The organism is Microtetraspora niveoalba (genome assembly GCF_001570405.1).
In the GTDB taxonomy this organism is placed as follows: Bacteria; Actinomycetota; Actinomycetes; order Streptosporangiales; family Streptosporangiaceae; genus Microtetraspora; species Microtetraspora niveoalba.
Genome location: NZ_BBYM01000024.1, coordinates 109,149 through 122,515 on the forward strand (window position 1 = coordinate 109,149; position 13,367 = coordinate 122,515).

Here is a 13,367-nt window from a genome sequence, read left to right on the forward strand (position 1 = left end):
TCAGGTATCGAGTGGATTGGGCGGGTGCCCGCTCATTGGGCAGTCGCTCCCGGACACTCCGGGTTGCAGCTAAGGCGCGAGAAGAATATCGGGCTCAAAGAGGGAACTGTTCTCTCGCTGAGCTATGGTCGAATTATTGTCAAGCCTCAAGAGAAGCTTCGAGGTCTCATTCCGGATTCATTCGAGACGTATCAGATCGCAGACCCCGGAAACATTATTATTCGGCCAACCGATCTCCAAAATGACAAGACCAGCCTTCGGGTCGGGCTTGTGCGCAACCGGGGGATAATTACCTCAGCTTACCTGTGTATTCAAGCCCGTCCAGCATTACTCCCCGAATATGCCTACGAGCTGCTCCGAGCGTACGATCTGCTAAAGATCTTTTATGGAATGGGATCCGGCCTTCGTCAGAACCTCGAATTTGGCGAACTGAAACGGATGCCGATCATCCTCCCGCCCATCGAAGAACAGCACGCGATTGTGAGTTACCTGGGGTATGTCAGTCGCCAGGTTAATGCGGCGATCCGCGCGAAACTGAATTTCATCGATCTATTGCGTGAGCAGAAGCGCGCGATCGTACATCAGGCTGTCACTCGCGGCCTGAATCCGAGCGTACCGCTGAAGGAGTCCGGCATTCCTGGCGTTGATGCCATCCCTCAACATTGGGAAGTTATGCGAGTAAAGCAGGTTTGCGAGCGTATCGTGGACTGCAAGAACAGGACGCCCGACCTGGTGCCCGACGGAGACTACACAGTTGTCCGGACCACGAATGTGCGTGGCGGGGAGTTCTCGAAGATTGGATCTTATCCCACCGACTTAAAGAATTATGTCGAGTGGACACGACGAGGCGCTCCCCAAATCGGAGACGTGTTCTTTACGCGGGAAGCACCCGCCGGAGAGGCGTGTCTCGTCCCCGACATTCCGGGCCTGTGCATGGGGCAGAGGATGATGTACTTCCGACCTCGACGTGATCTCTTGGACAGCGGCTTCCTGCTCCATAGCATCTATGGCCCCGTAGCGCGCACATACATCAATCTCACCACGAACGGCAGCACCGTCGGGCATCTCCGTCTGGGGCAGGTCTCGTCACTGCCACTTCTGTGGTGCCCTCGGGAGGAGCAGGTAGAGATCGTAGAGCATATCGACCGCGCATCTCAGCCTCTCAATGCAGCCATCAGCCGTGCGGAGCGCGAGATTGCGCTACTCCGCGAATACCGCACCCGTCTGACCGCTGATGTGGTGACGGGAAAGGTGGATGTGCGCGCAGCAGCAGCCTTACTGCCAAATGACGCGGAACTTTTCGGGGCGGATGAGGCGCTAGAGGATATTGAGGACCTTGCGCTGGAGGATGAGGCAGAAGAGTGAGTACACAACTGAATGAGGAAGGGCTTGAGGCCCTCATTGTCCGTGACATGGTGGCTAGGGGCTGGACCGAGGGTAGCCGCCACGACTACGACCGTGACTACGCAGTAGACCTTGTTCAGCTGTCTGCCTTCTTGGCCGCGACGCAGCCGCACCTCATCGAGGCTCTCGATCTCGATGCGGACTCACCGACCCGCCGGAAATTCCTTGCACGGCTGCAAGGGCAGATCACGGCCCACGGCGTCGTCAACGTCCTCCGCAACGGAATCAAGGACGGTCAGCACGAGATCGACCTGTTCTATGGGACGCCGTCGAAAGGCAACAAGAAGGCCACCGATCTGTTTGCCCACAACCGGTTCACCGTTGCGAGGCAGGTGCGGTACAGCCTCGACGAGACGCAGCGTGCCCTGGATCTGGTTATCTTCATCAATGGGCTACCGATCGCGACCTTCGAGCTGAAGAACAGCCTGACCAAGCAGACAGCCGAGGACGCGATCCAGCAATACAAGCGCGACCGGAACCCGAAAGAACTCCTCTTTCAGCACGGCCGTTGTGTCGCTCACTTCGCGCTAGACGACCAGGTTGTGCGATTCTGCACCCACCTGAAGGGCAGGCACTCCTGGTTCCTTCCCTTCGACAAGGGCTGGAAGGATGGCGCGGGAAACCCACCGAATCCGGAAGGAACCAAGACTGCCTACCTGTGGCAGACAATCCTCGCGCCGACGAGCCTGACAGACATCGTGGAGAACTACGCCTCTCGGATCGAGGAGAAAAACCCCAGGACCAACAGGAAGAGCCACAAGCAGATCTTCCCCCGCTATCACCAGCTTGACGTGGTCCGTGGGCTTCTCGCGGACGCCGCGAAGAAGGGTGTCGGGCAGAAGTATCTGATCCAGCACTCCGCGGGTAGTGGAAAGTCCAACTCCATCGCCTGGCTTGCGCTTCAGTTGGTGACGCTTGAGCGGGAGAACGCCAAGGTCTTCGACTCAATCATCGTGGTGACCGACCGACGCATCCTGGATGGTCAGATCCACGCTACGATCAAGCAGTTCTCACAGGTGAAGTCCATTCTCGCGCATGCGGACAGCTCTGCGGACCTGCGTCGGGCGATCGAGGCCGGGAAGAAAATCATCATCACCACGGTCCAGAAGTTTCCCTTCATCCTCGACGGCATCGGTGACAACCACCGGGACCGGAACTTTGCAATCGTGATCGACGAGGCCCACTCCAGCCAGGGTGGTAAAAGCACTGGAGCAGTGAATACCGCCTTCTCTCCCACCTCCAGCGAGGAGGCCGAAGAGGAAACGGTTGAGGACAAGATCAACAAGATCATTGAAGCACGGAGGATGCTCTCTAACGCGAGTTACTTCGCGTTCACGGCCACCCCGAAGAACAAGACGCTAGAGCTCTTCTGCCAGGCAGGGCCAGATGGCCGCCGGCGAGCCTTCCACACGTACAGCATGAAGCAGGCCATCGAAGAGGGCTTCATCCTCGACGTGCTAAAGAACTACATGCCCATCACCAGCTTCTACAAGCTGATGAAGACCGTGGAGGGCGACCCGGAGTTCGACAGTAAGAAGGCCGAGAAGAAGCTCCGACAGTACGTGGAAAACCATGAGTATGCGATCAGGGCCAAGGCCGAGATCATGGTTGACCACTTCCACGAACACGTTATCGCCCTGAAGAAGATTGGCGGGAACGCAAGATCGATGGTCGTGACCAGCAGCATCGCTCGTGCAATCGAGTACTACCACGCCATCTCCGACTACCTCGTGGAACGCAAGAGCCCCTATCGAGCCATCGTCGCCTTCTCGGGAGAGCACGAGTACGGTGGGAATAAGGTCACGGAGGCAACGCTAAACGATTTCCCGAGTAATCAGATCGCCGAGAAGATCCAGGAGGATCCGTACCGGATCCTGGTCTGCGCCGACAAGTTCCAGACGGGCTACGATGAGCCGCTGCTGCACACCATGTACGTGGACAAGGCACTCTCCGGGGTCAAGGCAGTCCAGACGCTCTCACGCCTTAACCGGGCCCACCCGGACAAGCGCGACGTTGCGGTGCTCGACTTCTTCAATGACGCCCTCACCATTGAGAAGGCGTTCTCCGATCACTACCGCACTACAGTGCTCGTTGAATCCACCGATCCGAACAAGCTGCATGACCTCAAGGCCGACCTCGACAGTTTCGGTATCTATACACCCGAGCACGTCGAGTCGTTCGTTCGGCTCTATCTGCAAGACGCCGACCGCGAACAGCTAGACCCGATCCTGGACGTTTGTGTGGCGGCCTACATCGAAGAGCTCGACGAGGACGATCAGATCGAGTTTAAAGGTAAAGCCAAGGCGTTTGTCCGGACCTATGACTTCCTCTCCTCAGTCCTGTCGTATTCCAGCGTCGCCTGGGAGAAGCTCTCGATCCTGCTTACCTTCCTGGTTTCCAAACTTCCCGCTCCAAGGGAGGAGGACCTTTCTAGAGGAATCTTAGAAACCATTGACATGGAGAGCTACCGAATCGAGAAGAAGGCTGCCATGTCCATTGCCCTGCCGGACGAAGACGGCGAGATCAAGCCCGTTCCGATGGCAGGCGTGGGATATCGACAGGAACCAGAAATGGAAAGTCTTTCCTCGATCATCAAAAACTTCAACGACCACTTCGGTAACATACAGTGGACCGATGCCGACCGCATCCAAAAGCTGATCTTTCAAGAGATTCCTGCCATGGTTGCCGCCGACGAGGACTACCAGCGGGCCATGCAGGGCAGTGATAAGCAGAACGCGAAGATCGAGCACGGCCACGCTCTTGGACGTGTGATGCGGTCCTTGCTCAAGGATCACACCGAGCTATTCAAGTATTTCAGCAATGATGAGTCATTCAAACGTTGGATGACCGATTTCGTCTTCGACGAGACGTACAAGAGGAACAAGTCTGCCTAAGAGTCTGGTGCATTCATGTGAACCGCATGACTCCATGGGGTGGCTTCGGGGTGGCTTCGGTTGTCTAGTCCCAGAACATGATTGACAGTTCTGTCCCACCACATACTTGACGGATGCCCTAGGAAACATGACCGGCCTTGCGGGGCCGGGCCGCTTTGATACTGCGGACGGGCTGAGTCGTGGTGCGGCGAACCACTCGGGCGTCGTCGGGCAGTTCGATGGTCAGCGTGGTCTCGCTGACATGCACGGTGACCACCGCGCGGGCGTGCAGACGGCCGAGGGCGACCTTCTGCCCGGCGACCATGATGACCCCGCTGTTGCTGGCGACTCGCTGCACGGTGATCGGCTCAACCGAGGGCCGGGGCGGCGGCCCGGCCGGTCGGGCGTCCCGCAGATGCCGCACCCGGTCCCAGCCGATCGGGTTCGGGCGAGTGCGCAGCAGCTCACGGGTGGTGGGGTCGAAGAACATCAGCGTGTGTTCCTCGATCCGGACGCTCACACGCCGGCCGCCCAGGATCTCAGCCGCCAGCACGATACGTCCCGCCAAGCTGACCGTGCCCGCTCGGCTGACGGTCCGGTCCACCTCCACCGCACTGCCGGACTCGGCAGCCGGCAGCGGTGCCGGACCGGCCGCACGTCCCCCGTTCGCGGCCAGCTTGGCCAGGTCCGCGTTCGACAGGTGCGAACGGAAGCTCTTCAAGCGGACCCCGGCGACCAGCAGATGGACCACGTCGGTGTCGGCCCAGAACGTCACTCGCACCCCGGCCCGATCCGGACCGAGCCAGAACTGGCGCCCCGCCACGAACATGTTTCCACTGGCGGGCACGACCCGCTCGAACTCCACCGGCCCACCCGACCATGCCCGGACCGGCCCTTCGGCGACCACCCGGCGAGCCTGCCCGTCCCCCTCGGCGACGGCCTGTCCGGCCCGCTGCTCCGTATCCGGTGAGGCTGCCGGTTCCGGCTGGGCGATGACCTGCCCGTTCACGGCCGTCAACGTCGCGGGCAGCCGCAACGGCAGCAGATCCTCCTGGGGGCCGGTCTTGGGGACGAACCGATCCGCGGGATAGGCCATCCCGATCGCCTGGTGCGGACGCTGAGTGTTGTATTCGGCCACCCAGGCATCCACCGCGGCCTGCGCCGCCTCCAGGTCCTCAAACGGCACCGCATCGTCCAGCAGCTCGCGACGCAGCGTCTGATGAAACCGCTCAACCTTCCCGGTCGTGGTCGGAGAGCGTGGCTCGGTCAACCGATGAGTGATGCCGTTATCGCGGCAGATCCGATCGAACAGCACCTCCCCGCCCTTGCCGAACCGATCGGTGAACTGCTTGCCGTTGTCGGTGAGCACCTCATCCGGCACCCCGAACGCGCGCAGCGCCGCCGCGAAGGCCAGGCACACCGCACGCCCGGTGGGACGGGCCACCACAGAGGCGATCACGCAATACCGGGAATGGTCGTCGATCCCGGTGACGACCTTCGCCTCGCTGCCGTCAGCCAGGAACACGCCGCCGACGATGTCCATCTGCCACAGCTGCATGGGAGTATCGCGTTCCCACCGCAGGTAGTCCTCACGGCGTTTACGCCGCTGCTGAGGCTGGACCAGGCCGTGACGCACCAGCGCCCGATACACCCCCATCCGAGAGGGGACAGGCTCGATCCCGCGCTTCTTGGCCTCGTGCACCAGCCGGACCGGACCCCACCGGGGATGCTCACGGCGCAGCTCGCACACCACCGCTTCCACCTCCGCCGACAGCTGGGACGGTGAGGAGACCGGACGGCGGGAACGGTCGGCCAACCCGGCCAGGCCGGATTCTCGATAACGCCGCATCCAGGAATGCAATGTCTGGCGTGATACCCCGATTCGGGTGGCGGTCTCGGTCACGCTCGCACCGGCGAGGACCGCGAGAACTGCCTGATAACGCTGCTCGACAACGGACAAATCGACCAGGGCCAATCCCGGCCTCCTGACGCGCGCCATCCGCAAACGACGCACGAAAGATCGGCCGACAACGGCACCTGTCAAACATGTCCTGGGACTGATGTGTCAAGCATGTCCCGGGACAGGACAGACAGGACAGTCGGTCACTTGCCGAATCGTTCTTGTAAGGATCAAGGGCGGCGCTGCGCGCCGCCTCGCGGCCCTACGCCCGCTCGGCGGCCGGGCATGCGGCCTGGGGGCCGGTCCCGGCCGCCGGCAGCTTGATCCGCACAGCGATCCTCGCGACGTCTTAGCCAGTGCAACCGTCGATGCGAGCTAGCCTGCTCTTGCCCGGACTCGCCCAGATCTCGAAGCGCCCGTACCCTCCAGATTTCCCGTAGGTTCTGTAGACATCCAGCGACGCCCTGTGTGGATCGGCGCCCGGGATCCACTGATCGCCGCCCTTCTCTACAAGGATCGTCCAGGGGCCAGTGATCGTGTTGGTCTCCACCGAGGCTTCGTTGCAGGGTGGAACCCACACACGCAAGTTCGGGTGATCATCGCCCTCCGCCGCGCGAATCAGGATCACCACCTGAGCGTCAGCTGTGTTGGTATTGCGCACCTTGATCTCGGTGCCCGTTTTCGTAGCGTAGGAAAGAGCAGACACTCGCTCAACGAACGCAGCATCTTCCCGGTCGTCCTCGTGCTGCACTTGATACAAGGCCACAGCAACACCAAGTGTGGCGACGACAACAGCAGCGCTCTCTATTCGTGCACTCTGACTGGCCCGCCTCTTGTCGTTGGTTACGACCAAGAATGCAGCCAGTCCTAGCAGTGGAACAACCCAAATCGGCACGTAGCCGATCAGCTCAACGAGACTGTGACCCAACTGCCTTAGGTAACTCTCAATTGTCGCCATGCGCGCCTCTCGACGCCTAAACCTTCCCGCAGGGTGATGAGCCGGTAACGATCACAGATGTCGCATAGTTCCCAATGGAACGCCAGGGCCAGTATCCGGGGGCGCTCCGGCTCCGGGATGGCGCCGAGCTGGAGAGTGCGGGCAGTAGGTGGCTGGTGTGGAGCCCGCGCATCCCTCCTGCCATCGACCCAGGCAGAGCCCAGCAGACCAGCTCCTCCGGCTCAAGCCCGTCTATGGCCGTTGGCGTCCGATGGCCGAGGAACGGCGACCGGCTGACGTACACACGAAGACGGGCTTGTACCTCCGTCGCCGGCCCGCTGCCGCTTCGCGATGGGTCGACGGCATGCGGGATGCGCGGACGGGGAGGAATGTGCGAGGCCGCACGGGCCGGAGCTTGATTGTCTCGCCGTGCAATATGCGTGCAATGATCTTGCCGAATGCGGCAGGAGAGTAAGACTGCGCCGCAGGTCAGGAGTACCTGAGAACCATGAAAGGTCACGCGCTGTAAAACCGTCGGCTCAGCCTGCCCAGGTTCGAGCCCTGGGCCTGCCACCAGCCATAACGGCAGCTCAGAGTCCCTCCGGGGCTCTTTTGCTTCCCGGCCCGTGCAGCCAGATGCCACCCTGAGCTGCTATCTGTCTCCCCAACAACGCGGGTATGGCCAACGAGCCCCCTCATGCTGACCCTGCAGAGCTACGAGAGCCGGTTCGCCGCCAACCACCTGGGCCACTTCGCCCTGACCGGCAGGCTGCTGGGCTCCATCAAGCAGGGGCAGGCACCGCGGCTGGTGACGATGCCGTCCGACGCCTTCCGCCGCTTGACGACCACTCTCGACCTGAACGACCTGCGAGAGGAACACGCTTACTTCCCCGGTCGCGGCTACATCCAGTCGAAGCTTCATCGGCCCAGCCCATGGAGGCGGTACACCGCGAGAAGGACGCCTCATATGTCCGGCAAGTCATTTACAACCACGCGATCTTACGATCGCGCCATGATGAAGAAGACGATCACCGCTGTGGTAGCCGGCCTCGTTGTCCTGGTGACTCCGGCCGCCGCTTCCGCCACACCTTCCGCGTCCGACACCAAGACTCTCCGGCTGCGTGCCGGATTGAGCCTGATCATCCCCGAGTCCTGGAAGGTCTACAAGATCAGCAAGGACTGGACCCGCGTGGTGACCGGTTCGTGCCCGACCGTCAACGACGAGGTCTTCGGGTTCCGTGACTCCGGTTGCCGCAGCTTCTGGGTGCTGGGCCCGAGCGCGATCGAGATAGGGCACGAGGTGTTCCAGGCGTACACGCCGGACGCCCCGTTCTATCCGGCCACCGACGTCGGCCCCTGCGTGTACGACGCGAACCTCTCGGCCGGCGAGATGACGCTCGCGGCCAAGGGGCTGCGCCAGATCGGCCCAGGGCACAAGGCGTACTATCGCGCCTGGTCAGCCGACTGCGTCGCCCGGAACAGCGGCAAGGTGAAGGGCCGCTTCACCCAGCGCGAGTGGTACCTGCCCAAGTCCAAGATCCTGTTCGTGGATCAGTGGAACACGCAGGGCCTCTCGACGGTCCTCAAGTACGCGAGCTGGAGCTGACGATCCCGCCGACGACGAGCGATCAGCGCGCGGGCATCGGCGGGTACGCGGCGTGGGCGCCGAACCCGTCGCCCAGGGAGCCGAGGGCGCACGGCCCGGCGCCCCTGTACGGCGGTCTCGGTGAGATCGAAGTCCGGCCTCCACCTACGCGCCGCGATGGTCTGGATCAGAGACCTCACCGGACCACCCCTTGATCGCAACCAGATACGCGCCCTGGTGGTCAAGGCGTCGGTGATTCGCTGATTGGCGACCTCCTGATGGCCGTCGAGGCCATTGGCGTACATGTAGGAGGAGGTCCACCGCCCGTTCGGCCACCCCGGGGCCCTTCGCGTCGAGGGCGCTGCTCTGGTGGCGACGGGCTGCTCGAGACGGTCATGCTGATCGCGTGATGGATGCTGCCGCTGTGTGCGCCGTTCGAACCGCCCGTCCGGATGATCTGGTCGCGGTCCTGCAGGTATATGCCGCCGAACGCGCCCCTGACGGTGACTCTCCCCACGAGGTTTCGGATCTGGCGCGGCTGACTTGGCAACAGATGATGCGATCCAGCGGACTCACTGTCTATCTCGCTGAGGTCGACGATCAGGTGGTCGGGACGGCAACGCTGGTGACGATGCCCAACCTGACGTACGGTTGTGCCCCCACCGCGTTCGTCGAGGCCGTCGTGGTGGCTGCCGGTCATCGCCGCAAAGGCGTGGCCACCGCCATCATGCGTCGACTCCTCGGCGACGCTCGATCGGCCGGATGCAACAAGGTCCAGCTCCTGTCCCACAAGCGCCCTGCCACCGATGGTGCTCATCGGCTCTACACCTCGTTGGGATTCGAGCCGGAAGCGGAGGGATTCCGCCTCTATGTTCGGCAGGTTCCAGTCGCCGTTCAGGCCGCCAAGGCGACATAGAGCCGAGAGCCGATCCCAGGGGTGACGAACACGCGAGGATCGACAGCGCCGTCCTCATCACGGAGTCGCTGGGCGAATTTCTCGCCGAATTACGTGGGGCGGCGGCAACAGGACGCGTGGAAGGGTCGTTCGTGGCCGTGGGAGTCAGGGGCGCGGCTGGACGAGCGCGTCGAGTTGCCGGACGACGTGCTCTATCGGAGCGCGCGTGTCGATTTCCATGGTCGCGGTGGCTCGCAGCAGCGGCTCGACAACGCGTAGGTCCTCCAGGATGGCGTCCCGTTCCTCCGGCCGCTTGCCGTACGGATTGTTGGTTCGTGCCATGACCCGGGCGAGCAGCACGTCGGCCGGCGCGCTCAGCAACACGACGTGGTCGAACTGCGGATAGAACGTCCCCTGGTTGCTCTTGCAGCCGGCCACGAACAAGCCGCCGTCCTTGTGGCCGGCGAGTAGGCCGGTCATCGCCTCCTCCCGCCACACCCAGTCCGACGACCCGTCCGGCAGCGTGATCCAGTGGCTCCAATGTCCGTAGTCCGTGTCCACCACCCGGTGTCCCCGTGAGGCCAAGATCTGCAGAGCGGTTGATTTGCCGGTCCCCGACATTCCGGTGATCAAGACCTTGGGCATGGCATCACCATAAACGCGATCGGCTGGAGCACCTTCACGTCCGAGGAAGCCCGATGCGTGCCGCAACATCCAGCGAAAAGCGGGATATGTCGCGCCTGCTAGCCTCTGGTCGGTGATCCACGAGGGCGATCCTGAAGAGACCCGGCAGACGGCGGCGATCGGTTCCTCCCGCGTCTTCTTGCGTCCGATCAGCGGCGGTGACCAGGACGAGTTCGTCAGGCTGGTCCGCGCGAGCGTCGACCTTCACCACCCGTGGATGTCCCTGCCCGCCACGCCGGAGGAGTTCCAGGCGTACGTCAGGCGGTTCGACGATCCGGAGTCCGCCCAGTGCCTGCTCGTCCGCGTACAAGACACGGGCGCCATGGCGGGCGTGATCAATATCAACAGCATCATCCGGGGACGCTTCCAGAACGGCTCTCTCGGCTACGCGGCGTTCGCCCCCACCGCCGGCCGGGGGTACATGTCCGAAGGTCTCGGCCTGGTGCTGCGCCACGCGTTCGAGCGGTTGCGCCTCCACCGGTTGGAGGCCCAGATCCAGCCCGAGAACCACGCCTCCAAAAGGCTGGTCCAACGCCACGGTTTCCGCTACGAGGGATGTTCGCCCGATCTGCTGTTCATCGACGGCGCCTGGCGGGATCACGAACGGTGGGCGATCACCGACGCCATGGCCGGCATGGTTTCCGCCGACCCCCATCCGGGCCGGCCCGTCCGCTGAGACCCCTGGTGGGCCGCGTGCCCTTCGCGACAGCGGACAGCCGCCGATCTCTCGGCGCCTGTTGGGCGAAAGCCGCTCACATCGGTGTCAACCGGATGGCCTCGCGCTTCGTCTTTCCTGTACCCCTCTGTCGCAACAGGAGATGTTTTGCGCATCCGCTCGGTTCTCTCGGTCGTCGTGGCGGGCGGCCTGATCCTGTTCTGGCCGGCCCAGGCCGCCGCCGTACCCGAGGCGCGACAGGACGCGCTCGCCGCTGTCACGGACGTCGTCGACTACGAATGCGCCACCAAGGGCGCGACCGAGAAGCAGCAGATCAAGGTCAAGATCGAGATGACGATGCCGACCGACGCCACGGCGGGTACGCAGATGAGCATCGGCTGGCACGGAACCTACGCCGACGACGCCACCGCCCTGAGAGTGCCGGCGACGGTGCCGGCCGGTGGCATCAAGCTGTACGCGTACGCGTCCATCAGCGGGATCGACCAGGTGAGTTCCGCGACCGGAGTGGCTGAACTGGCCGCGCTCAGCCCCGGCGAGATCCTCCCCCTGCCGCAGGCCACGGTCTCGCTCAAGACCAAGTCCAAGAACGCGGGCACGGCCACGGTCAAGCCCGCCGCCATCAACTTCGGGCCCAAACCGGACGAACGGACGATCGAATGCGAGGTGGCGAACGCCGACGCGTTGAGGACGTACACCCTCACCGTCGCCTCAGCGGGCGGTCAGCAGGCCGATCCGAGTACGACGCCGAGCCCGAGCCCCAGCGGCACACCGAGCCCCAGCGGCACACCGAGCCCCACACCGACCGCGAGCAGCCTGCCGACCCACACGGTCACGGCGACCGTCACGGCATCCGTCGAGGAAGTCCCCGACGAGCGGATGAAGACCCCGGTGGGCGGCGCCGCGACCGGTGGCGGCGGTGAGGCCGGTCCCGACGGGCGGATGATCGTATTGATCGGCACGGTGCTCACGCTCGCCGCCGCCACCGGGCTCCTGCTCCGCCGCCGGAGCCTCCACCGAGGTTGAGCCCGCCGCTCCCGGGCTCGCACCGGTTCAGGCGTCCGGCCCTTGACGGTACGAGGCGGCGGCTTCGGCGATGAGGCGGGCGGCGGAACGCCAGTCGGGCGCGCGGGCCAGCGGTGCGAGGATGTCCCGTTCGTCCGGGCCTCTGCCGTGCCAGAGGAGTACGGCGGGCAGCGTGGAAGGCGTGTCGGGGCGATAGACGTCGAGGGCCTTGCCACTCGGCCCGTAGACGATCTCCCGGTCCACCAGTACGTCCATGGATGCCTCACATGTCGTTCTGCAGAGGTCCTCCAGCACAGCAGCGGGGCGGCGGTCGGGGCAATCCCGCCACGGCACCGGGAGAGAGCGATGCGGGCGGGTACCGTGAAGCGCGCGATGACGGCGGAGGGTGAGGCGGGCCGATGAGCCGAGCGGTGGAGGAGTCCAACCGGCGGATGCTCCGCGCCCGCGACGCCATGGACCGGGCCTACGCGCAGCCGCTCGACGTCCCGGCACTCGCCCGGATCGCCCATGTCTCGGAGGCCCACTTCATCAGGACGTTCCGGGCGACGTTCGGCGAGACCCCGCACCGCTATCTCCAGCGGCGCCGGGTCGAACGCGCGATGTTCCTGCTGCGCCAGACCGACCGTTCCGTGACGCGGATCTGCTTCGACGTCGGGTTCGCCAGCCTGGGGACGTTCAGCCGGACGTTCCGCGCCATCGTGGGGGAGTCCCCGACCGCGCACCGGCGCCGCGGCCGTCTTCCGGCGGCGCCGACGTGTTTCACGATGTCCTGGACCCGGCCGAGCAGTTTCGGAGAAGCTCCGGACGGCCGTGGCTGACTAGCGTGGCGTGCATGGTGAAATCACTCACGCACTCGCACATCTACGTCTTCGACCAGGACGAGGCCCTCGACTTCTACGTCGGCACCCTCGGTCTGGAGGTCCACATCGACGCCGATATGGGGTTCATGCGCTGGCTGACCGTCAACGTGCCCGGCCAGCCCGACCGTCAGATCCTCCTGGAGAGGCCGGGCCCGCCGGCACTGGACGAGGCGACGGCCGGGCAGGTCAGGGAACTGGTCGCCAAGGGGGCGATCGGCCTGCTCATCTTCAGTACGGACGACTGCCGCAAGACCTACGAGTCGTTGCGCGCCAAGGGCGTCGAGTTCACCCAGGAGCCGACCGAGCACTTCTACGGCACCGACTGCGCGCTCCGGGATCCGTTCGGCAACGCGATCCGGATCACGCAGCCGGCCCCGGAACCCCAGGCGCCCACCCCGGGCTGCTGAAGCACGGCCCGGGAACCGCGGTCCCACGGGTTCACGACCATGCCCTCGGCCTGTGGTCCACGGCGGGACGCGACGCCGCGTTCCCGGCCGGGAGGTCGTGAGATCTCGGACGGCACTGCAGGG

Annotated in this window: 11 protein-coding genes and 1 pseudogene; 8 read left to right on the top strand and 4 right to left on the bottom strand. The window is 63.9% G+C overall.

Features of this window, described 5'->3' with window-relative positions; genetic code table 11:
• Positions 1-24 precede the first annotated feature (24 nt).
• Both AWQ70_RS37925 and AWQ70_RS24015 read left to right on the top strand, forming a co-directional pair.
• On the top strand, positions 25-1,365 hold the full coding sequence (locus AWQ70_RS37925) for a restriction endonuclease subunit S (RefSeq protein WP_169808729.1): 1,341 nt from the start codon (positions 25-27) through the stop codon (positions 1,363-1,365).
• Positions 1,362-4,298 (top strand): type I restriction endonuclease subunit R, encoded by a 2,937-nt coding sequence (locus tag AWQ70_RS24015; protein ID WP_067179919.1) that lies wholly within the window; start codon positions 1,362-1,364, stop codon positions 4,296-4,298. Before AWQ70_RS37925 ends, AWQ70_RS24015 begins: the two co-directional genes overlap by 4 nt.
• A 955-nt stretch (positions 4,299-5,253) precedes the next feature.
• Here AWQ70_RS24015 and AWQ70_RS41450 read toward each other — a convergent pair.
• Both AWQ70_RS41450 and AWQ70_RS39205 read right to left on the bottom strand, forming a co-directional pair.
• Positions 5,254-6,237, bottom strand: a pseudogene (locus AWQ70_RS41450) (IS481 family transposase); the annotation flags it as partial.
• Positions 6,238-6,526: 289 nt separating this feature from the next.
• A complete protein-coding gene (locus tag AWQ70_RS39205) occupies positions 6,527-7,135 on the bottom strand; it encodes a hypothetical protein (RefSeq protein WP_157530319.1) in 609 nt (202 codons plus the stop codon).
• A 676-nt stretch (positions 7,136-7,811) separates the two neighbouring features.
• Between AWQ70_RS39205 and AWQ70_RS24025 the strand changes: the two genes are divergently transcribed.
• Together AWQ70_RS24025 and AWQ70_RS24030 are read left to right on the top strand one after the other, a co-directional pair.
• On the top strand, positions 7,812-8,720 hold the full coding sequence (locus tag AWQ70_RS24025) for a Rossmann-fold NAD(P)-binding domain-containing protein (RefSeq protein ID WP_067179925.1): 909 nt from the start codon (positions 7,812-7,814) through the stop codon (positions 8,718-8,720).
• 388 nt (positions 8,721-9,108) lie between these two features.
• Positions 9,109-9,615 (top strand): GNAT family N-acetyltransferase, encoded by a 507-nt coding sequence (locus AWQ70_RS24030; protein WP_067179928.1) that lies wholly within the window; start codon positions 9,109-9,111, stop codon positions 9,613-9,615.
• A gap of 144 nt (positions 9,616-9,759) precedes the next feature.
• Here AWQ70_RS24030 and AWQ70_RS24035 read toward each other — a convergent pair whose 3' ends face one another.
• The gene (locus AWQ70_RS24035; protein WP_067179931.1) at positions 9,760-10,239 is read right to left on the bottom strand and encodes an ATP-binding protein; all 480 of its coding nucleotides are present in this window, start codon (positions 10,237-10,239) and stop codon (positions 9,760-9,762) included.
• Between the two features lie 112 nt (positions 10,240-10,351).
• Here AWQ70_RS24035 and AWQ70_RS24040 point away from each other — a divergent pair, with 112 nt between their 5' ends.
• On the top strand, positions 10,352-10,954 hold the full coding sequence (locus tag AWQ70_RS24040) for a GNAT family N-acetyltransferase (protein ID WP_245647125.1): 603 nt from the start codon (positions 10,352-10,354) through the stop codon (positions 10,952-10,954).
• A gap of 147 nt (positions 10,955-11,101) precedes the next feature.
• Complete coding sequence (locus AWQ70_RS24045; protein ID WP_067179934.1) at positions 11,102-11,977, top strand: hypothetical protein; 876 nt, start codon at positions 11,102-11,104, stop codon at positions 11,975-11,977.
• 27 nt (positions 11,978-12,004) lie between these two features.
• Here the strand turns inward: AWQ70_RS24045 and AWQ70_RS24050 are convergent, their stop codons facing one another.
• Entirely contained in the window at positions 12,005-12,232 is a 228-nt protein-coding gene (locus AWQ70_RS24050; RefSeq protein ID WP_067179937.1) for a hypothetical protein, read from the bottom strand.
• Positions 12,233-12,375: 143 nt separating this feature from the next.
• Between AWQ70_RS24050 and AWQ70_RS24055 the strand changes: the two genes are divergently transcribed.
• Both AWQ70_RS24055 and AWQ70_RS24060 read left to right on the top strand, forming a co-directional pair.
• On the top strand, positions 12,376-12,795 hold the full coding sequence (locus tag AWQ70_RS24055; protein ID WP_067179940.1) for a helix-turn-helix domain-containing protein: 420 nt from the start codon (positions 12,376-12,378) through the stop codon (positions 12,793-12,795).
• Positions 12,796-12,809: 14 nt separating this feature from the next.
• Positions 12,810-13,244 carry a VOC family protein gene (locus AWQ70_RS24060; protein WP_067180059.1) on the top strand — a complete coding sequence of 145 codons (435 nt, stop codon included), beginning with the start codon at positions 12,810-12,812 and terminating at the stop codon, positions 13,242-13,244.
• Positions 13,245-13,367 lie beyond the last annotated feature (123 nt).

Excerpts from the sequence above, each read along its gene's own strand:
- AWQ70_RS24030 (WP_067179928.1), top strand. The coding sequence starts at position 9,109 with ATGGATGCTGCCGCTGTGTGCGCCGTTCGAACCGCCCGTCCGGATGAT.
- AWQ70_RS24025 (WP_067179925.1), top strand. The coding sequence starts at position 7,812 with ATGCTGACCCTGCAGAGCTACGAGAGCCGGTTCGCCGCCAACCACCTG.
- AWQ70_RS39205 (WP_157530319.1), bottom strand. The coding sequence starts at position 7,135 with ATGGCGACAATTGAGAGTTACCTAAGGCAGTTGGGTCACAGTCTCGTT.
- AWQ70_RS24055 (WP_067179940.1), top strand. The coding sequence starts at position 12,376 with ATGAGCCGAGCGGTGGAGGAGTCCAACCGGCGGATGCTCCGCGCCCGC.
- AWQ70_RS24060 (WP_067180059.1), top strand. The coding sequence starts at position 12,810 with ATGGTGAAATCACTCACGCACTCGCACATCTACGTCTTCGACCAGGAC.
- AWQ70_RS24035 (WP_067179931.1), bottom strand. The coding sequence starts at position 10,239 with ATGCCCAAGGTCTTGATCACCGGAATGTCGGGGACCGGCAAATCAACC.
- AWQ70_RS24050 (WP_067179937.1), bottom strand. The coding sequence starts at position 12,232 with ATGGACGTACTGGTGGACCGGGAGATCGTCTACGGGCCGAGTGGCAAG.